General features: G+C 45.0%; 13 protein-coding genes. 3 read left to right on the top strand and 10 right to left on the bottom strand.

What is annotated here, in order from left to right:
• Window positions 1-46 precede the first annotated feature (46 nt).
• Window positions 47-898 carry an O-fucosyltransferase family protein gene (locus QVD32_RS06850; RefSeq protein ID WP_021892267.1) on the bottom strand — a complete coding sequence of 284 codons (852 nt, stop codon included), beginning with the start codon at window positions 896-898 and terminating at the stop codon, window positions 47-49.
• Window positions 899-1,158: 260 nt separating this feature from the next.
• Here QVD32_RS06850 and QVD32_RS06845 point away from each other — a divergent pair, with 260 nt between their 5' ends.
• The 3 genes from QVD32_RS06845 (at window position 1,159) to QVD32_RS06835 (ending at window position 6,584) form a co-directional block, all read left to right on the top strand.
• Window positions 1,159-2,916, top strand: coding sequence for an LTA synthase family protein (locus QVD32_RS06845; RefSeq protein ID WP_118687495.1), 1,758 nt, complete (start codon window positions 1,159-1,161; stop codon window positions 2,914-2,916).
• 45 nt (window positions 2,917-2,961) lie between these two features.
• Complete coding sequence (locus tag QVD32_RS06840) at window positions 2,962-4,800, top strand: LTA synthase family protein (protein ID WP_021892264.1); 1,839 nt, start codon at window positions 2,962-2,964, stop codon at window positions 4,798-4,800.
• A gap of 134 nt (window positions 4,801-4,934) precedes the next feature.
• Entirely contained in the window at window positions 4,935-6,584 is a 1,650-nt protein-coding gene (locus tag QVD32_RS06835; protein WP_021892263.1) for a diphosphate--fructose-6-phosphate 1-phosphotransferase, read from the top strand.
• 830 nt (window positions 6,585-7,414) lie between these two features.
• On the opposite strand, the gene QVD32_RS06830 is transcribed toward QVD32_RS06835, so the two are convergent.
• The 9 genes from QVD32_RS06830 to QVD32_RS06790 form a co-directional block, all read right to left on the bottom strand.
• Window positions 7,415-9,913, bottom strand: coding sequence for a glycoside hydrolase family 2 TIM barrel-domain containing protein (locus QVD32_RS06830; protein WP_118687496.1), 2,499 nt, complete (start codon window positions 9,911-9,913; stop codon window positions 7,415-7,417).
• Window positions 9,914-10,023: 110 nt separating this feature from the next.
• Window positions 10,024-10,542 (bottom strand): FHA domain-containing protein, encoded by a 519-nt coding sequence (locus tag QVD32_RS06825; RefSeq protein WP_021891955.1) that lies wholly within the window; start codon window positions 10,540-10,542, stop codon window positions 10,024-10,026.
• A gap of 24 nt (window positions 10,543-10,566) precedes the next feature.
• Window positions 10,567-11,664 carry a methylmalonyl Co-A mutase-associated GTPase MeaB gene (gene meaB, locus QVD32_RS06820; RefSeq protein ID WP_021891954.1) on the bottom strand — a complete coding sequence of 366 codons (1,098 nt, stop codon included), beginning with the start codon at window positions 11,662-11,664 and terminating at the stop codon, window positions 10,567-10,569.
• 18 nt (window positions 11,665-11,682) lie between these two features.
• Entirely contained in the window at window positions 11,683-12,753 is a 1,071-nt protein-coding gene (locus QVD32_RS06815) for a DUF1573 domain-containing protein (protein WP_021891953.1), read from the bottom strand.
• A 5-nt stretch (window positions 12,754-12,758) separates the two neighbouring features.
• Window positions 12,759-13,145 (bottom strand): DUF1573 domain-containing protein, encoded by a 387-nt coding sequence (locus tag QVD32_RS06810; RefSeq protein ID WP_008861187.1) that lies wholly within the window; start codon window positions 13,143-13,145, stop codon window positions 12,759-12,761.
• Window positions 13,146-13,356: 211 nt separating this feature from the next.
• Complete coding sequence (locus QVD32_RS06805; protein WP_008861186.1) at window positions 13,357-14,406, bottom strand: LamG-like jellyroll fold domain-containing protein; 1,050 nt, start codon at window positions 14,404-14,406, stop codon at window positions 13,357-13,359.
• Window positions 14,407-14,425: 19 nt separating this feature from the next.
• The gene (locus QVD32_RS06800) at window positions 14,426-16,519 is read right to left on the bottom strand and encodes a glycoside hydrolase domain-containing protein (protein ID WP_021891952.1); all 2,094 of its coding nucleotides are present in this window, start codon (window positions 16,517-16,519) and stop codon (window positions 14,426-14,428) included.
• Complete coding sequence (locus tag QVD32_RS06795; RefSeq protein WP_021891951.1) at window positions 16,506-18,038, bottom strand: RagB/SusD family nutrient uptake outer membrane protein; 1,533 nt, start codon at window positions 18,036-18,038, stop codon at window positions 16,506-16,508. The genes QVD32_RS06800 and QVD32_RS06795 overlap by 14 nt, the downstream gene beginning before the upstream one ends.
• A gap of 13 nt (window positions 18,039-18,051) precedes the next feature.
• A complete protein-coding gene (locus QVD32_RS06790) occupies window positions 18,052-21,453 on the bottom strand; it encodes a TonB-dependent receptor (protein WP_118687498.1) in 3,402 nt (1,133 codons plus the stop codon).
• Window positions 21,454-21,553 lie beyond the last annotated feature (100 nt).

The raw sequence follows: 21,553 nt of genomic DNA, 5'->3' as shown, positions 1-21,553 counted from the left end.
GTTTCAAATCTTCCCGAATCTATTTTGTTCCCGTGCATGGCCGGAATTATTTATCGGGGCGAACGTCGCGCAACAATTCGTAGGATATCTTGCCGATTTGAGCTGCCGTTTCGGAAAAAGAGCTGTGTACCGATCCCAATACATGGCGGGTACGCGATAGGAGGTATAGCTCTATCAGCGCTTCTTGCATACCCTCCAAGCTGTTACGGTCGGCTTTGTGGACAGAGGTGAACACTCTATTTCCGAACCGATTTACAATCGAGCGTTTGTCCTCCTCGGAGTCGGAGGCAAGGTAAAATGTCGTGTCGCCGTTCTGTTCTATTTCTTTTTTCATACGCTCGATAAATAAACGGGTAGGACTTTGTGCGATAGATAGAGCATTGTCGGTCCGGCGAATGTGGACACCCACTGTATTTGTTCCGAAGAGGGAACAACGGGTATCTATTTCTTGCAAGATGGAAGCAAGAGGACGAAAAACGGAGAAGCGGTCATTTTCATCTTCGGGAGAATAAAAATATACGAAAGAGGCTATATATACTTTCCTATTCTTTGCCCAGTCGTAAAAATCGAAGTTCTCGTAAAAAAGGTGTAAGGCCTGTTTTTCATAGATACAGTTATCGAAGGTTGCCTTTTGAAAAAGACGGGGAATGAAAATATTTTTCTGCCGGGGCCTGTCGTAAAGCAGGTAATCGCTCCATGTAGCCTCCGTTACTTTTACATTCGGTAAATCGATCGGTTCGAATAATTGGTCGAAACGGCAATTTAATCCTCGGTCTTTGAACCAAATAATATGTAACTCGCTATTTGTTTTTCGGCTTAGTTTAATTGCCGAGTCGATCGCTTTCATGCGATTGGCAAGGCCGCCTACCGGAACGAGCAATATATACCTTTTTTTCATGTTCGAGATGTTTATTTTCTGTTCGATACGAAGGAGAAAAAATGATTGTAGTTCTCTTTTTTATCCGATAATCATATAATATTAAACAAAGCTATGAATTTAATTTTATTTTGTTTTGTCTTTTAATAAATGTTTTATCGAGAGCGGATTGAAAGAAATCGAGCAAATGAGGTTGTTTCGCCTCATTAAAAGAATTATTTTTGCAAACCCGTTTAGGGAAGCGGATAAATATTTTGTTCTAAAATGAAAGAGTAGTTTCAATGATTGGTAAAAGTTTGGATATAGGGAGTTCTGTCATTCGATTTTTTTCGAAAAACTTTTATACACTCATTCTTTTTGCGTTGGTTCTTATATCTGCATTTTCCAGTATATGGCTTTTCTATTTTGAAATAGTGAAAGACACGAATCCGCTTTCGTCGATACCGGCTCATATTGTTAAGACGCTGTTCGATGCAATGGTTTTGATGTCTCCTTTTTTTGTCGTCAAAAGACGGGGATTCGTTTTTATACCGTTGATTTTGCTCGATGTATTTTGTTTGTCGGCCGTATGGTATTACCGGAACTATTTGGATATAATACCGTTTTCTTCTTTCCTTTTGTATGAAAACCTTACTCCTTTGTTGTTGGAAAGTGCTTTTGCTTCGGCGCGATGGATCGACTGTCTGGCAATCGTTCCTACTTTGATGACCGGGGTTCTTTACAAATTTGTTTTACAGAAAAAAGTGCAAAAAGAGCGGAGGCGGTTATGGTGGCCGGTGATCGTTATCTTGTCGGTTTTTGTCTGTTTTCATATTTTTCTTTCGGTGCGGGATATAAAATCGAAACAGTATGATTCTCTTACCGATAGATTTGTCACTTTCCCCAATAATATATTGTATTTCGATCTGAATGGAATGTGCGGATATATTCTGTATCATGCCGCTACTTCGCTTTTGCCCCAACCTGAATTGACGGAAGAAGAAACAATTCGAATCCAAAATTATCTCGACGCTTATCCCCGTTATGCAGATAACATCTATTCGGTTAATGAAAACAAAAATTTGATACTTATTATCGTAGAGTCGCTTAACTCGTGGGTGATCGGCAAGAGCTTTTGCGGAGAAGAAATAACACCATGTTTGAACCGGATCGTAAACGACAGCAACTCGATTACAGCAGTTCATGTTTTGCCACAAGTGAAGGACGGTAGGTCGAGCGACGGGCAATTCATGTTCAATACCGGATTGCTTCCCTTAAAAAGCGGAGCCGTCGCTACCCGATATGACGATGTGGATTACTATTCTATCGCCAAAGCGTTGAAGCGACGGAATTACACGGCGGTAAACATGACGGTCGATGGGAATAATTATTGGAATCAGGCCGAGATAAGCGTCGCTTACGGGTATGACCAGAATATCGATAGATTGGGTGGTGGAACAAGTGTTACGGATAGTGTGCTGATGGAACGGGCTATTGAAAAAATAAAAGTGCAGAAAACGCCGTTTTTCTATCAATTGATAACAGGGACGTCTCACAAGCCTTATAATGAGCCGTATCGGAAGACGAAGTTGTCGGGTGCTACTGAGTTTCCGGAGGAGGTGAGAAATTATATGGAGGTTATTCATTATACCGACCGTTGTATCGGAGCGTTCGTCGATTCGCTTCGTAGTAACGGATTGTACGATAATACAGTTATTGCGATAGCCTCGGATCATAACCAATTACTCTCTCCTTGCGGAGTACCCGGTTATAACGATACAGAGGCTGCGTTCATCGTGGCGAACGCTGATGTGAAATATACACACACTTCGGTTATGGGACAAATCGATATTTATCCTACCTTACTCGATGTAATGAATTGTAATGATTATGCATGGAAGGGTTTAGGTTACAGTATTTTGCGCACTCCGGTCGGAAGTGCGGCCGGTTGGAATGGGACAGTTTACGGTAACGAAGGCGATTCTTTGGCCTCCCGGCAGATAGAGGCATGGGATATTTCGGAAAAAATAATTACCAAAGGATATTTCAGTATAAAATAATACTATAAATTTTTATTTCATTACATTTGCATCGAATGTTATCGAATGCAAATGTGGTTGGATAAATTTTCGGCACGAGTTTTTTCTTGGAACCGCGAGGGACAGTATCTGTTGTTTTATCTGCTTACTGTCTGTTGCTTTATGTTTCCTATCGAATATTTACATATCGGGTTGAAATATTCGACTATTTTCGATTTGCGTATCCTTCTTCCACAGGGAAAGCCTGTGGGCGATACGCTTTCGGCTTTTGCGCCGACTGTGGGCGATGCTTTTTTATTGTCGTTGCCTCTTTTCTTTTTTACGAACAAGAGGTGGGTCGTGTTTATTCCGCTTTTTCTGTTCGACGTTTTTTGTCTTATCCAGACTTTATATGCTCGTGTCTATGAGGATATTATGCCATATTCGTCGTTCCTTCTCGTGAATAACGTCAACGATGTGCTGCTTAACAGCGTGAGGGGATTGATACGGTTACGCGATATATTTGTGTTCTTTCCCACTCTGTTACTTTTGGCGGGGTATATTTTCTATTTCAGGAAACAGCGTCATTATCCGTCTTCACGTACCAGAGCGGTTGCCGCCTTCGTATCGTTGTCGATAGCTTTGTCTTCTTATGCGGTCAGAGCTCATCATATTTATCATCGTGCGCCTTCCGATCAAGAGTCTCCGTGGACGGCTTTCATTACGCCTTATAATTATCGTGAGTACGTGGTGTTTAACGGTGTCGTACCTTATACGTGCTATGCGTTTGTCTCTTCGCTTTTGCAGGGTGGAGAGCTGAATGCCGAGGAACGGAAAACCGTTGAATCTTATCTTGACGATATGCCGCGTTATGGTGATAATAGATATGCCGTAGAACCGGGAAGGAATCTTATTCTTATCGTCGTGGAATCGATGAATTCGTGGTTATTGAACCGGACAGTGAACGGGGTGGAGATTATGCCCCGGCTCAATCGTCTACTGGTCGAGGAAGGCACATTTTCGGCTCTCCATTTACTCCCGCAAGTAAAAGACGGTCGGTCTAGCGACGGCCACTTGATATTCAATACTGGGCTTTTACCTGCGAAGGTAGGGGCGACCGCCGTGCTGTACGGCGAAAACACCTATCCGGCTTTGGGGCATGCGTTGAGAGATAAAGGTTATCGGACCTTGAATATCGTATGCGATCGGGCACAGGATTGGAATCAGGCGGAAACTTCTCCGGCATACGGTTTTGAAACTTTATATGATAAAACATCGTTCGGTGCGAGCGAGACTTTGAGCGATTCGGTTCTGTTTGCCGAAAGTCTTTCTATTTTGAAACGGACACAAGAGCCGTTTTTCTCTCAGATAGTGACTATTTCGACACATGCTCCGAACAAGGCTCCGTCCAATCCCACGGCTCTTTCCCGATACCCGACCGAGTCGAGCGAGTTGGTCAACACGATGGAGGCTTTTCATAGCCTCGACAGACAATTGGGCAGTTTTCTCGATTCGCTGAAAGCGTGCGGGCTGTACGAACGCTCGGTAATCGCTATTGTTTCGGACCATGACGAGTTGGGTAAAAATGTGTTGGACGGGCGCGAGCATAGGACACTTGCCGACCGTGAGGTAGCGTTAGTTTTATTGAATACTCCGTATACGATTTCTTATGAAGAGACGGCGGGGCAAATCGATGTATATCCGACATTGCTCGATGTCATGGGGTGTAACGAATACGGTTGGAAAGGTTTGGGATATAGTTTGTTCCGTACTCCGGTCGAGAGTGCCGTTTATTGGGACGGAAGTTCTTTGGGAAACCGTCGGTCTCCTTTGTATTCGAGGCAGACGCAGGCGTGGGATATTTCACGTCTGATGATTACCGGAGATTTCTTTTCCGGGAAATCTTTCGGGTATGACGAGGAGTGAAGCGTGGGGTAATGTTTATCGACCGTTTTGTCCGATATGATTTTAATATTTCTGTATTTGGCTCTTTGAAAAAAAAATACGAAATTTGCAAATCCGAAAGAAATATAAAACTTACATAAACAAAAGAGATTACAATGAAGAAAAGTGCACTTCAAACCGCTCGTGCTTCGTATCAGCCTAAGTTGCCCGAAGCTATTAAAAACGGCGTTACCATCGTCGAAGGCAAGGCCACGCAATCGGTTGCCGATCAGGAGGCTATCGCTAAGTTATTTCCTAACACATACGGCATGCCTGTTCTCCGTTTCGAAGCAGCTGCAAAGAAAGAATATCCGGCTATCAATGTGGGTGTTATCCTTTCTGGCGGTCAAGCTCCCGGTGGACATAATGTAATTTCTGGTCTTTTCGACGGTCTTAAAGCTCTGAATAAAGAGAGTCGTTTGTTCGGTTTCCTTTTAGGCCCCGGCGGATTGATCGAACATAAATATATGGAACTTACGGCCGATATTATCGATGACTACCGCAATACGGGCGGATTCGACATTATCGGTTCGGGACGTACCAAACTGGAAACGAAGGATCAATTCGACAGTGGTCTCGAAATTATTAAAGAGTTGGGTATCAAAGCTGTCGTTATTATCGGTGGTGACGATTCCAATACCAACGCTTGCGTGCTCGCCGAATATTATAAACAAATCGGAGCCGGAGTTCAGGTAATCGGTTGCCCGAAAACTATCGACGGAGACTTGAAGAACGAGATGATAGAGTCTTCTTTCGGTTTCGATACGGCTTGTAAAGTATATTCCGAAGTAATCGGTAACATACAACGCGACTGTAACTCGGCTAAGAAATATTGGCACTTTATCAAGCTGATGGGACGTTCGGCTTCGCATATCGCTTTGGAATGCGCTTTGCAGACTCAGCCTAATATTTGTTTGATTTCAGAGGAAATCGAGGCCAAGCAGATGACTCTCGACGATGTAGTAAACTATATCGCCGAAATCGTGGCTGCCCGTGCCGCCAAAGGTAACAACTTCGGAACGGTGTTGATTCCCGAAGGACTTATCGAATTTATCCCAGCCATGAAGCGCCTTATCGCCGAGTTGAACGACTATCTGGCTGCGAACGGTTCGGAATTCGCAATGATTAAGAAATCGGAACAAATCAATTATATCATCAAACACCTTTCTCCCGAAAATTCGGCTATCTATGCCAGCCTGCCCGAAGGTGTCGCCCGTCAGCTCACGCTCGACCGCGACCCCCACGGAAATGTTCAGGTATCGCTTATCGAAACCGAAAAACTGTTAGGCGAGATGGTCGGACGTCGTTTGGCCGAAATGAAAGCCGAAGGGAAATTCGTGGGTAAATTCGCTACGCAATTCCACTTCTTCGGTTACGAAGGCCGTTGTGCCGATCCTTCCAATTTCGATGCCGACTATTGTTATTCTCTCGGTTATACCGCAGCACTGTTGGTAGGCGAGGGTAAAACGGGTTATATGTCGTCGGTTCGCAACACGACCAAACCGGCCAGCGAGTGGATTGCCGGGGGCGTGCCTGTGACTATGATGATGAATATGGAACGCCGTCACGGAGAAATGAAACCTGTTATACAAAAAGCATTGGTTCGCCTCGATGGGGCTCCTTTCAAATATTTCGCCTCACATCGTGACGAGTGGGCTATGAACACGTGCTATGTCTATCCCGGTCCTATACAATATTTCGGTCCTACCGAGGTTTGCGACCAGCCTACCAAAACGTTGATGTTGGAACAAAACGGAACTATTTGAGAAACCGTTTTGAAGTCTCACGAAGATAAGACCGATTATTAGAAAACAAGCAGGTTGCCTGCTGCCGAAAGGCATATAATTATTCAACAAAAAATCCGCACTTGCGGCTTGCAAAATCCCCCGATACAGAGCGTTCTGTGCCGGGGGTATTTTTTTTCGTTCTTGGTAAGTAGAGATTAAGGTTCATCGATAATTAGTGTAGATTGTTCTTGTATATTTCAACCCCCTCGCCCTATGGGCACTCCCCCTATATCGCTGTGCGACACAGGGGGAGAGGTTGAATGCTTCATTTCTTTCTAATATTATATTCTAAGTTATTCTTCTTAACCCCTCTCCTCAGAAACTGTCGTTTCTTCGGTGTCTCCCCTATATCACTAACGCAACACCCCGCAATGCTACGGGGCACGGCAAGGGAGAAGGATAAATACAATCATCTCATTAGATAAAATAATGTTGCAGAAGGGTGTTAAACCTCCTCCTTTGCTATGTTCCGTAGCCTCACGCGGGTGTTTTTCTCTATTGAACTATTTAAAACTCCTCCCCTGTGTTTTGCAACGCAAAATATAGGGTGAGGTGTCATGGAGTGACGGAGGGGTTTGGAAATAAATAAACCATAGCTTCTATATGCGAATGTATGATAGGAAGTGTATCTGTAAGCGGGGAAATGTTGAAAAATTGGTGGTTTGCAGAATCGGGGGTATCGGGAATAAACAATTTATGAAGGTCGGTTTCCCTATCATCAACTACGAACCATTCTTAAACGATTCGCCCCTGCGTTGTATGAAACAAAACGCAGGGGCGAATCGTTGTTACAGAACTATATGTATCGATTATTTGCCGCTCTCGATAACGAGGGTAGCTTTTTTCAACCCCTTAGATGTAGCTTCGAGGGTGATTTTCCCCGGTTCTTCGGTCGATGATACGATGGCGGTCATCATGCCTGAGAATACTTTCATGTGGGGGGCTTGGAACGATTCCAACGATGTGGGATCGCCGTTGGCTCCTGCCCGGTAGTATCCTTTTCCTTTTACCTTAAAGGTTATTTCATTGGCTGCCGTGGGGCAGAGGTTTCCGTCTTTGTCCACGACTTTCACCGTTACGAACGAGAGGTCTTTTCCGTCGGCCATGATTTTGTCGCGATCGGCTGTCAGTTCGATACGATAGGGTTTACCGGCTGTTTTCATCTCTTTTTCGGCAACTGCGTTTCCGTCCTTATCATAGGCGATGACTTTGACAGTCCCCGGTTCGTATTTGGTGTCCATCCACATCAGACGGTAGCGTTTTTGCCGTTTGAAGTTCGCCGTCGATAGAGAGTCTCCACTGTTATGGACGGTTACCGACAGGTCTTTGGTGCGTTTCCCCTGACTTTTGCCATTTATGAAGAGCTCGGCGGTGGGGTAATTGGTATAGACGAATACGGGAGTTACTTCTCCTTCGCGGCCTTCCCAGTTCCAGTGGGGTAGGATATGGAGGGTTTCCACATCTTTATTCCAGTGGCTGCGATAGAGGTAGTAGCGGTCTTTGGGGATTCCGGCGAGATCGATAATACCGAATAGGGAGGAGTGGCTGGGCCAATCGGAGTAATAGGGGGTGGGCTCACCCAAGTAATCGAATCCGGTCCAGACAAATTCTCCTATGCAGTAGGGCAAATCTTCGTGCTGTATGAAATCATCTTCGGGAAGATTGGACCACCCGCAGTGTTCCACATCGTAAGAGGAGGACTGGTGGTCGGGGTATTTGGGCATGGACCGTCGCACTACCGGGAATTTGTAGACTCCCCGCGAACTGATGGTCGATGCCGTTTCGCTTCCCAAAATGATTTCTTGGGGGAGTTTTTTGTAATTTTCGATATATTTGAACGGGCGGTAATTGAATCCCGGTACGTCCATGACTGCCGCCATGTTGTTGTTGACTACGGCGTCCGGGGCATCCATGCCTTGCGTGACGGGACGAGTGGGGTCTTCGCGGTGGCAGATGTTCTGTAACCATAACGACAGTTTGGGGCCTTTGTCGCCCGCCCATTGGTCGGGGACTTCATTCCCTATACACCACATGACTACGCTGGGATTATTCCTGAAATGGCGTACTAAGTTCACGATATCTTTTTCCGCCCATTCGCCGAATACGGTGTGATATCCGTTTTGGACTTTGGCTGTCGCCCATTCGTCGAACGATTCGGCCATGACCATCATACCCATTTCGTCACAGGCTTTAATCAATTCGGGTGCGGGCATATTGTGCGAGGTGCGAATGGCGTTACAACCCATATCTTTCAACATACGGATTTGCCGACGTATTCCCGCTTCGTTGGCGATACCTCCTAACGGGCCTAAATCGTGGTGATTGCAAACTCCTTTGAATTGCACCCGTTTGCCGTTCAGGAAGAACCCTTCGCCTTGTCGAACTTCGACGGTGCGAATACCGAAAGTCGTCGAGTATTGGTCTTTCAGCACATCGCCTTCATATATTTTTGAAATCGAGGTGTAGAGGTCGGGGGTCTCAGGAGTCCATGCCGCAGGATTTTCTATTACAAATTCTTGCTCGAATAGGTCGTTGTCGAAATCGCTTCCTTGTTTGCGATTCGTTGCGACTATCTTTCCGTTATGGTCGACCAAGTCAGTCACGATGACATAGTCGCTCAGGGATTTTCCAGACGGGTAATTCCAAGAAGTCGTTTGTTTTACTTTTGCATATTTGTCGGTGAGTGCGGTGGTGATGATTTGTGTTCCCCACACCGGTACGTGGGCATCGTCGGTTACGATCAGGTGTACATTTCGGTAAAGACCGGCGCCGGGATACCAGCGGGAGCTCTCGGTAAAGTTTTCGAGCCGTACGGCAAGTGTGTTGCTCTCTCCTTGTTTTAAGAAAGGCGATGCGTTGACAGAGAATGCGTTATATCCGTTAGGCCAGTAGCCTGCTTCTTTTCCGTTGATGTAGACACGGGCATGGCTCATGGCTCCATCGAATACCAATGTACATTTTTTTCCGTCTGTATATTCGGGGACATCGAATCGAAGCCTGTACCAGCCGGTTCCTACGAAGGGTAAACCTCCGGTACGTCCGGCGTGTTCCATCGCTTCTTTCTGTCCGTCTTGAACAATCGCCGTGTTCTGTTTGTCGTTGTTGATACTGAAAGGACCATAGATAGCCCAATCGTGTGGGATACAGACCGATTGCCATTTGGTATCGTCGAATTGCGATGTCTTGAATTCGGGATTGTCTTCCCTTGTAAATTTCCACCCCTTTTCTAACAGTTTTTCTGTACGAACCTGTGCCGATAACCATAAAGGGGCAACTAAAAGTGTTAATAGTGCGATTCTTTTTATCATATTTGTAATTTTAGATGGATATGGTAAAAAAATTTCGGATAATATCTATTACGTTTTTATTGGTGGATAAGAGGTTTAGCGAGAATTTTTCCCAATTCTCGGGGCGAGACTCACTCGAAGTATTCTTCGTCTTCTTCGTCGGGAATGTGAACGATAAAAGTCGTCGCTCCTATCGTCACCACATCGCCGTCGTGTAATACCGCGCGTTCCCGATCGCTCAACAATTCATGGCGGAGGAATGTGCCGGTGAGACTGGGATTGTCTCTGACCGTGAGTATCGGTCGATTGCCTTTTTCTTTCACGTTAATGATGCAGTGGCGACGATCCATGCTCATGTCGCTCGTTTCGATGGATATATCCACTTCCGTACCTTTCGATGCACGGCCTATTATATTATCGCCTGCGTGTAAAGGAAATTCTTGTCGGTATCCGAACGCATTTTCCAATACCGTGATGAAACCGAGAGAGGTGTCTATGTCGTTCTTGTGGCATGCGTCTATCTCGGGCAGTGTCATTAGGAATCGTTTGCGACAGGCCGGGCAAATGAAAGATATGTTGCAGGAAACGTCGTAACGAGACTCGTCGAAAGAAAACGTTTTTCCGCATTTTGGACAGATTACCTGTTTCATAAATATCGAGAAGTAAGTGGCAAATTATTTTTCTTTGTCGAAATAATAGTCTAACACATCTTTGGCCGCCATAAACGAACTTTGCTCGTTGTTCAACACTTTCTGTTGTTTCTCTTCCAGCATTCTTTCGATTTGAGGATTGCGATAGAAGTGGTCGCGGAGTTGTTCGTTTATCGTTTCGAACATCCAGTATTTGGCTTGTTCTTGCCGTTTGTAATCGAAATATCCGTTTTTCTTGACAAAAGCGATGTATTTGTCTATCATGTCCCAAACCTCGGCAATTCCCAACTCGTAGTATCCAGAGTAGGTGAGCACTTGCGGAGTCCAGCCCGAAGGCGTAGGGGGGAACAGATGTAATGCGTTACGGAATTGTGCTTGGGCTAATTTGGCTTTTTCGATGTTGCTTCCGTCGGCTTTGTTGATGACGATACCATCTGCCATTTCCATGATGCCTCTTTTGATTCCTTGCAGTTCGTCACCTGTACCGGCTAATTGGATAAGCAGGAAGAAATCGACCATCGAGTGTACGGCTGTTTCCGATTGCCCGACCCCGACTGTTTCTACAAAGATGTTGTTGTATCCGGCGGCCTCACAGAGAACGATCGTTTCACGAGTTTTCCGGGCTACACCGCCTAACGAGCCTGCCGACGGTGAAGGGCGGATAAAGGCGTTGGGGTGTATCGATAGTTTTTCCATACGGGTTTTGTCGCCCAATATGCTACCTTTCGAGCGTTCGCTACTGGGGTCGATCGCCAATACAGCCAATTTCCCACCCCGTTTTAGTACATGCAACCCGAAAGTATCTATCGATGTGCTCTTGCCGGCTCCCGGTACGCCGGTAATACCCACCCGCACCGAGTCGCAGGCATGGGGCAGACATTTTTCTATGACTTCCTGTGCGAGAGTCTGGTGCTCGTACAGATTGCTTTCCACCAAAGTTACGGCCTGACTGAGTATGCTCGTGTCGCCTTTGACGATACCTTCGACATATTCAGAGGCTGTAAAGGATCGACGTTTCGCTGTCCGCATCTTTTTCAAATACGGATTCACGATAGGCGGTTGTTCTATTCCTTTGTTTACTGCAAGTCCTGCATATTGAGCGTCATTTTCGGGGTGATCCATAATTCAAGAAATTAAGAGTTATTCAAAAGAACCTAATACCCGTATGGGAACCGATGGTCTTTCGGGGTCATCGGTAATAACCATCAATCGGCTGTTCAATAAATTGTTACGAGCCATAGACGGGTCTGCTTCGATAACCAACTCGGTCGTTTTGCCGGGGTTGAGCGTATTTCGTTTCAGTTTTATGTTCAGAGAGCGGTTTTCATTCGCCACTTTGTGTATCGTCAACCGACTTTTTCCGGTATTCGTTATTTTCAAAGTCTGTTTTTTAGCAGTGTTCCCTTTGATGATACCAAAGTCTATGACATTGCTCGATAGCTCGATGTGTCCGGCGTTTTGACGCTGTTCTGGCGAGAGGGTGCTAAAATCGTCCAGCAAGTTCGCCGATACCGTGACCGTATTGAAGTCGTTCGAGGAGCCGTTGTCGAGTCCCAAATCAAACTCGTCGCGTCGGAACCCCCAGTCGTCGACAACATCGGGATCGTAATAAATTTTTATAAGACCTTCCTCATCGGGGTGCAAAACTGCGGGTATCATCTCGACCGAGATGTGAGAAGGGACATTTTTAAAAGTAGGAACCAGTTCTGTTTTTCCTTCGTTGCGGACGAATAGATGTCCCTCTTTTACGTGTCCTTTCGGGGTGTCGAACAGCGGTATGTGCAGACTGCGTAACGATAGGGTTCCTATTTTATAGGGATTGGTCGCTCTACGGGATTTTGATCCGATGACGACTCCTTTGATATGGAGCGTCTCTCTATCGCCCGAAGCGTTGGTCGTTATATAGATGGGTTTTGAAAACTTACCGGGGCGTCCTTTGGGGTTGTAGGTCACTTTAATGCTCCCGGAGTCTCCGGGGGCAATGGGTTCCCGGGTGTATTTGGGAACGGTGCAGCCACATGTGGAACGCACGTTTTGCAAAACTAAGGGTTCGTTCCCGCTATTGACGAATCGAAAATCGTGAGTGACCGGACCTGTTTCTTCTTCGAATGTACCGAAATCGTGATTTTTATTATCGAATACAATTTGCGGTTGGGCTACCGATACGGTTATGGAAAAAATGAGAATCAATTCTAAAATCAATTGTTTCATAACTATTATTTTTTAGGTACAACAATCCCTTCGATAATCAATTTTATGGATGCTTTTCTGGCATTGGTATAGACTTTGACCTCTTTTCGAAAGGTCCCGGGACGCCCTTCGGGGTCGAAAGTTACGTCTATCGAACCCGTACCGGCAGGGGCGACAGGCTCTTTGGTGAAATGCGATGCCGTGCAACCGCAGGTACTACGCGTATATATGATAATTAACGGGGCATCTCCGTCGTTGGTAAATTTGAAAGAGTGCGTTACCTTTCCTTTATCTTCCTGAATATAACCGAAATCATAACGGGTGGAGTCGAAAACTATTTTGGCTTTCCCTCCGCCGGCATTTAAAGATAATGTAAACAAGATAGCAATGAGCAAACTCAAATATTTTTTCATATCTCTATGTTTTATCTACTATCGGCAAATTTAGTCAAATTCTTCATACTTTACTTATTTAAGAAGTGGTTTTAATTTTTATATTATGATTCATTTTCCTCTCTTGTGTTTTGTATAGGGACGGTATTTTGTTGCGCTATTTTATTGAAGCATAAAAAAATGGCGGGCTTCTGTAAATCAGAAGCCCGCCATAACGTGTAAGCGATCGATTTTATTTTCTTAATTTCAAAGATACCGGATTGTTGTCTATTATTGCTTTGAATATATAGTACCCCGGAGTTAAATCGCTTATGTCTATGGTGTTATGATGTGATGAAATGCTCATGACCAATCTCCCGTCTATCGTGTATAGTGCTGCTCCATTTATATTTTCACCGTCGATAAGAATATTGTCTCCGCTGATATAGGCCGCTTGTTTTTGTCGAGCAGTTTCTATGCTCGACGATCCTTCCTCGTATATCGGGCAGCCGCTATTGTCCACCCATTCGATTCCTGTTTCGTCCATGTCGTTGATTAAAACTATCGAGGCTTGGTTTCTACTCGAATGCATCAAGTTTTTCAATGTCGTGCCTTCTCCTTCCTGCATGTTCCAGTTGAGAAAGAGGTTCTCTTTTTTTGAGGCGAAATAGTAATTCAAATCGGATTTTATTTCTTCTTCTGTACGGGCTACCGTCCAAATTCTGACATCGGTTATCATTCCTTGAAATTTTTCGCCGTCTACCCAGTTGGGATTGGCGCCCAATGTGAGGTCTCCTGTGCCAACAGCTATCGGTGCGCTGAAAGTTTCCTCCACTGTTTTTTCTCCGTTTTTATAGCAGATCAGTTTGTTCCCGTCTATCACCATAGACAGTTTTGCCCATTCTCCGGCTTGTAACTGGGTATTGACCCATTTAGGTTCGTTACCTCCGTTACCGACACAGAATGTAGCTCTCGCCCAGCCGTTGGGTTGCAGCATCAGTTCGTAGCCCCCTGATTTGTTGTCATTGGCAGGATCATCGACGAATGCACTTTTAGTGCTTATCAATACGCCGCCTTGCGCGTCGAGGGTTTCGCTTATACGCACCCACATTTCGATGGTCTGTTGTTGGTTGTAGACATCGGCGAAGTACTTGTTCCCTTCTTGTGACAGGTGAATATCACAGCCTCTGATGCTGTTGTCGTGGATAAAGTTGACGGCTTTGATGTTTGCAGCCTGTAATGACATTCCACAACTGAAAATCATGGCAAATAACATGCATGAAGTAATTTTTTTCGGTTTCATACGATTTTGTTTTTTAAGGTTAGTTTTTAATGAATTTTTTACTGATAACTTGCGATCCGACATTGAATTTTATAATGTAGTTACCCGATGGTATATTTTTGATGTTTATGTATTTATAGACGGGTTTCGTGTTCGATGTTTGCAATACTTGTCCCGAAGTGGAGCATATTTGATAGCTTATCTTTTCTGTATCTCCATCGTAGGAGATGAACAGTTTGTCGTCCGTGGGATTGGGATAAATTTCGATTGTATTGCGGTCTTTCGACGGAATCACCAGATTGGACATGTTTACGGGCGTTGCTTTTGCGACTTCGGTCAGTACGGCTTTTGCGTCGTTCACCAAGCTCGTGATGCGGTTGTCGGTCTCTTTGCTGATTTCTCCCAATGAGAATGTTTGCAATACTCTTTGCAGTTTTTGAATGTTTTCGTTGGCTTCCGGCGTGCCCAGCCCTTTCAGGCGTTCCATAATGACTCGTAACTTTTCATAGTCTTGGATGCCTTCACGTAGGCGGGCCATTCTTACAGAGTTGCGAGGTCCGGGATATACCATGTGTTGGTCGCCTGCCGGAGCCGATGCACAGCGGGTATCTTTGAGAACGTTCTGTACCCAAATGTTATAGGCCCAACGCAAGAATCCCGTATATCCCTGAGCGTATGCGAACCACCCGACAAGAGCACTTTCGGCAGGAGGCGAGAATGTGAACTGGTTGGGGTGTTCGGGCCATGAACAGCTCGTATAGAATGTCGTGGGTTTACCTTGTGCGATTCGAGCCTGCATATTCTCCGATGTAGTGGGGTGACCCACAAAGATGGACAGATCGTATATGTCTTCTTGCAAGGAGGGGATATAACCCCCGGCCAATGCTATCTTGAAGTCGGGGGTTGTCTCTTTGATAAAAGAGATTACTCCGGTCATAATGGGTTCGAGTTTTTCGTCCATAGCGATAGCTGTTTTTTCGAACCAGCCATTTTCTTTGAGGTGTTCCCGGAAATCGAGGAGGAAGGGCCTCCAAAAATCTGCAAATTCCTGAGTGCCGGGTTCCGGCTGTATAGAAATCCAATCGCCTGATTTTTCGTCGAAGTAACGTGTAGCTCCCCACGGATACATCGAGTAACAATTGATTTGCTGGTCGATTCCTATCGAAGCCATCATATTCACGAATTTATCGAATACCGTATAATCATAAAACCAAGTGCCATCGGCTTTTTTGGTCCATAGAATCATACTTTCGTACCAGTCGTCGAAACTTTGTCCTCCGTGGTTGATTACGGCAGTGCAAACTTTTTGTCCGGCATCGGCCAATATTTTAAAATACTCTGCCAGTATCTCGAAATGTTCGTCACTCCATAGGGTAGGCTTATGATACCTTTTTACCGAAACACAGTTTTGCCAAAGGTCGAGATGGAATTGCCAATTTTTCGGTGCGGGGACTATGTGGTCGAGTACTTCTACGGTCAAAGACAGTATTTGGTCTTCACCCGCAGCCGAACGAATAAATATCTCTCCCGTATATTCTCCCGACGGTATGTCTCGCGGAATCTCTACTGTAATCCATATCGGGCGAGTGGTTCTTCCCGGTATCGTCATTTGGGGGATATAATCGAGAACATCGGGCACGAGGTGGCTGTTTTCTGTTTTATGCGGCGTTCGAGCGGCACAAGCCAATATTTCGTCTGAAATTTTGAACTTGTCGGAGAGTGTGTATCGGACAAAGTTCGATTTGACATTTCCCGCCGGAATTATGGAAGATATACCTTTTAAATCGGAGGTAACGCATTTTACGTCTTTTATCTCGTTTTTGGTATAAGCCAATGCAATGAAGTTTACTTTTTCGCCTTTCCATACGACGGCTTTCGTTTGTTTTATTTTATTTGCGGGGACATTTCCTTTTTTGTATAAAGTATCGATCGACCCCCATGCGGCGTGAAGTCCCGAAGAAAGATCGTCCCATTGTTTGCTGTCGTAGGTTTCGGGATCGGCGGTTTCTACGAAGTCGTTTAACCCGTATGCCGGATATACCTTTTGGGCAGATATCGGTCCAGAGAAAAGGAGGCAGCATAAAGACCAGAAAGTCGCTTTTTTCAAAAGATTTCTTTGATTAGTAGCCATCATTTTGTTTTATTTTAAGTTCATAAATCGTTTGTTGAGGAATAGGATATAGTTCGTGGTAGTCTTTCGCCAGATTTTTACCCCGGCTGATTGCGTTGGAAATGAATACGCCGTGTCGTATCATGTCGCTTCTTCTTTTACCTTCCCAAATAAACTCCCAAGCTCTTTCTTGAAGCAGATGAGCGCGAAAAGCGTCTATGTCGGTTATTTGGTCTATTTTCTTTTTGTGGTCGGTTTGGTCGTAATTGTCGAAACTTCTGCGGCAGACTTGGTGCAGGAGTTCTTTGGCCGTGGGTGTGCCTCCCCCGTCCGGGCCGAAAATTTCGTTTTTAGCTTCGGCACGTAACATGATGACATCGGCGTACCGGTAAATGACATATTCCGATGCATCATTCGTCCCATCGGTATTTGCATTTTCCTGATATTTCATAGGCAAAGCTCCATATTCGAGAGTTCCGGTACGTCCTGTAACCATCTCTTTCCCATTCCAGTATTCGGTTTTGTGTACTTGTCTGCGCTTATCGGCCGGATCGAAAGAGTCGTATACTTCCCACGGGGTTCTGAATCCATTCCAACCGGTCAGCGGGATACCTTGCTGGGACTTGTAATCGGTGGGTAGTACATGGGCAAGAAAGTTGTTCCCCATTACCGGAATGGGAAAACTCGGAAGAGCGAAGATGATTTCGTTGTTGTGCTGGTTTTGAGGACTCCAAATGTCTTTGAATTCAGCCTGCAATTCATAATATTGTAAATCCATGATGTCTTTGGCTACCTGTTCGGCCTTTTTGAAATAATCCAGATAGTCGCCGACGTGTTTGTTCCGACAGTAGCCACCTTCGTGCATGTATAGTTGGAGCAGTACCATCATAGCCGTTGCTTGACTTACATGACCGTAGTCGCTACCTGTCCATGCGACAGGCAAAATTTTGGCATTGATTACTTCTTTCAATTCGGTTTCTACAAATGTGATGTATTCTTCCCGAGAGGGGCGAGTTACCGTAAAGTCCTGAGTGGGATTGAGTATTTTTTCGGGGTCGGTGATTGCCGGAACCGGCCCATATAGGTCGAACAGATCGTACATCCAGAGCGCCCGTACTACTCTCAATTCGGCAATATATCGATTTTTTATGTCGTCGCTCACAGGTGCGTCTTGTATACGTGCAATTAAAGCAGTGGCTTTTGTTATGGCCGGCACGAAAAATTCGAATATTTCACAGACGAAATAGTCGGTTGCTTTCCACATGAAATCTGTATGGGCTTTATAGAACCAATTCGCGGCCCATAGGTCGGTGGGGACTTCTTGAAGCGTCATTACCGAACCCCAAGAGGTTTTGTATCGTCCCCATTCGGATATCCCTCGGAACTCGGCGTAAACACCGGTGACAGCAGTCTTTACGTCGTCTTCGTTGGTTAAAAAGTTTTCGGGTGTAATTTGATCGAATAGTTCCGGTTCCAAGTTTCCCTCGCATGAAATCATCGAGAGACATAGAATAACCAGTATATGTTTGAATTTTGTCTTCATAGTGTACGTGTTTTTAGAATGTGATATCTATACCTATCGAATATGTCCTTTGAGACGGATATCCGCCTTTTGAGTCCATCTCCGGGTCTAATCCCTGATAGTTCGTAATGATGAAAGGGTTTTCAACATCGACGTATATTCTGGCTTGTGAAAAGACTTTGTGTATCCACTTGTGCGGGAAAGAGTATCCCAGTGTTATGTTTTTACAACGTACGAACGATACTTTTTCGAGCAGCCAGTCATCTCCTCCGTAGTAGGCACTGTAAAATCCCGATGGAAATTTGTTCGTGGGATTGTCGGGAGTCCACCGTTCCAATACTTCTTTCGAATAGTTCTGCCGTTGCAAGATGTATTCGCAACCGGAGGGCCCGTATTTTGCCCGGTTCGAATTGGCCACGTATTGACCGAACATGCCATAGAAGAAAATATTCAAATCGAAGTTCTTGTATTCGAACATGTTGCCGAATCCGATGATAACTTTCGGGTCGGTACTTCCCAAATAGATTCTGTCGGCAGCGTCTATTTTGCCGTCGGGGTGTCCGAGCAATTTGGAACCGTCGTTCGGGTCAAACCCGTTCAGGTCTTTTACTTTCATTTGTCCCGGCAATAAATCGGGCATGGAGGCAGGAGGAGTTTCTCCTATTTGCAGAATACCGTCGGATACGCATCCATAGATAGCCCGGATAGGTGCATCTTCTTTTTCATAAGGCGCCAAGACTACATCGGGGTTGCGTTCTTTCCATCGGTCGTTATAGGAGGATATATTCAAGGTAGTGTTCCATTTGAACGGGCCGGTAAGATTTACCGTATTTAAAGAAAACTCATATCCGGTGCTTTGGGTCGCTCCGATGTTGTCTGCAATAGTAGAGACTTCCATCAAGGAATTCAGTTTGCGGAAGGCGAGCAAATCGCTGACTACTTTGTGGAAATATTCAAACGATCCTGTGATTCGGTTGTTTAGAAATCCGAAGTCGAGACCTACGTTCAACTCTGTCGTCGTTTCCCATTTGAGGTCGGGATTTTCGAGTTGGCTTTTGATACTGCCTGTTTGTACAGCATCTCCGAATACATATTGATTACCGGCTTCATAGTATTCGTAGGCATTGCCTCCGATATTGCTGTTTCCGGTTTGTCCAAAACTGACTCTTAATTTTAATTCGGACAACCAGTCAACGTCTTTCAAAAAGTTTTCATTCTGCATTTTCCAAGCGAATGCCCCCGACGGGAAAAGGCCCCATTTGTTGTTTTTACCGAATTTCGAAGAGCCGTCATATCTTAAAGAGAATGTAAATAGGTATTTGTCGAGCAGGGAATAGTTGATTCTGCCGAAATAAGATCCTAATTCGTTTTTGCCTTTGGAAGAACTTACCGGCGGACGGGCCACATTCCCGGCTTCCAATTTGTTCCATAGGAATAAATCGGTGAAAAATTGAGAGCTGCCGGCTCCTAATCCGTCCCAGTTCTCTTGTTGGTATGAATACCCGAGCAATACTTCCAATCTGTCTCTTTCCTTGAAAAGTTGCTTCGTATAGTTGGCTGTTAGTTCGAACAATAAATCGACCGTTCTATTTTCATTGATATTGGCTTTTCCTCCTTCTTGTTTTCCGTATAGCGTCGATTTGGGAAGATAGGTACTGCGGCGACCTTGATTTTTGTCGATACCCATATTGAGCTTTACTTTCAAATCTTTCCAGAATGTAGCTTCGATATAGCCGTTTGCCAGTAATCTATCGGTTTGCGTCTGGTCTGTAATTTCGAGCATTGAAACCGGGTTAGGAATCATGCCCAGTGTGGGACTCAGCGCATAGTTTCCCGATTCGTCTTTTACCGGGACGAGGGGGTCGTAATGCAATGCCGAATTCAGCAGGCTGGAATTTTCGGCGTTACCTTCTCCTAATGGGACATTATTGTTGAAAATGGTGCTGTATGTTGCATTGATACCAGCTTTGATGTATTTCCCTAAATCTTGATCGAGGTTTATTCTTCCCGATATACGTTGGAAATCGGAATTCTTGATTACTCCTTTTTGTTTGTAATAATTCAAAGATGCCAAAAATCGTGTGGATTCCGTACCGGCTGAAACAGATACGTTGTGTTGGTTGATGGAGCCGTCGCGTGTAAGCAGCCCGAACCAGTCGGTCCCTTCTCCGGCGGCAGCGATTTCTTCCGGACTATATGGATTGCCCTTGTAGGGTAATGCGTCTTCTTCCAGCTCTCCGCCATACGGATATAATTCATTATCCATGCGCCATTTTTGATAGGATATTTCGTTTGAAACATTCATGAATTCCTTAGCCGATAGCATTTCCAGTCGTTTGGCTATTGTTTGAATCGAATAGTTGGCGTTGTATTTTACTATGGGTTTCCCGCTTTTCCCTCTTTTGGTCGTGACCAAGATCACGCCGTTGGCAGCTCTTGCTCCGTAGATGGCAGTGGCGGAGGCATCTTTAAGAATTTCTATGGATTCGATATCGTTGGGATTCAACGAGTTCATCGGGTTTCGGGAACCATATTCGTAGCGGTTCCCGCTTTCGGGTTCCACGCTTTTGTTGGTGACGGGAAATCCGTCGATTACATACAGAGGGTCATTCCCTGCACCAGTCGATGCAGCACCTCTGACGTATATTTCGATTCCTCCGCCCGGTTGAGCGGAATTTTGTTTTACCATTACTCCGGCGGCCTGTCCTGCCAACATGTGTGTGACAGAAGTGTTGGCTGCGATGGGCAGATTCTCTGTTTTGACACTCGATACAGCTCCCGTCAAATCACTTTTTTTAACCGTCCCGTAACCAATAACCACTACTTCGTCCATCAGAACGTCGTTTTTTTGAAGAGTTACCGGAATATAATTTCTGTCACCGATTTCAACTTCTTGTTTTTTATATCCGATGTAGGAGATAACGAGAGTCGTTGCACTGTCGGGTACATCGATTGTGTATTTCCCGTCGATGTTGGTCATGGTTCCCTTGTTTAAACCTTTTACCAAGACGTTGCCCCCGATAATAGGTTGTCCTGAATCGTCGGAGACGACACCGCTGATTTTATTCGTGCGAACGGGGGCCTGACGTTTGGCGGTGATGATGATCTTTTTATTGTTGATGCGGTAAGAGTATTCGTTCAGGATTTTATCCAGAACGTCTTTTATATTCGCATCTTTCATATTAATACTGATTTTCTTCTCAGTATCGATGTCTGCGTTGTTATAGAAGAACACATAGTCGCTTTGAGCTTCTATTTGTTTCAGCACATCGATTAATGTCACGTCGTTTACCTCGATGTTTATCTTCCGTTCCGATGCGTACAGGTGATTTGCTCCAAATGGTTGAACCCATAGAAGATACAAAACCAGTCCTATGACTTTGTAGGGGAATGAAGATCGTTTTGTGATCGTTTTTTTGTGTTTAAGGGTCTTCATGGTTTTATGTATTTAACTTGGTTTCTTCTTTCGATGTGTTTACGAGAAATGGTCGTATTTTTTATGATTGAATCGCTTGTTTTTTGTTAGGGTCGCTTCA

It is taken from the genome of Barnesiella sp. (genome assembly GCF_022723415.1).
Classification (GTDB): Bacteria; Bacteroidota; Bacteroidia; order Bacteroidales; family Barnesiellaceae; genus Barnesiella; species Barnesiella intestinihominis.
Note: the sequence above shows the minus strand (reverse complement) of the source record. Positions and strands in the feature narration are given on the sequence as shown.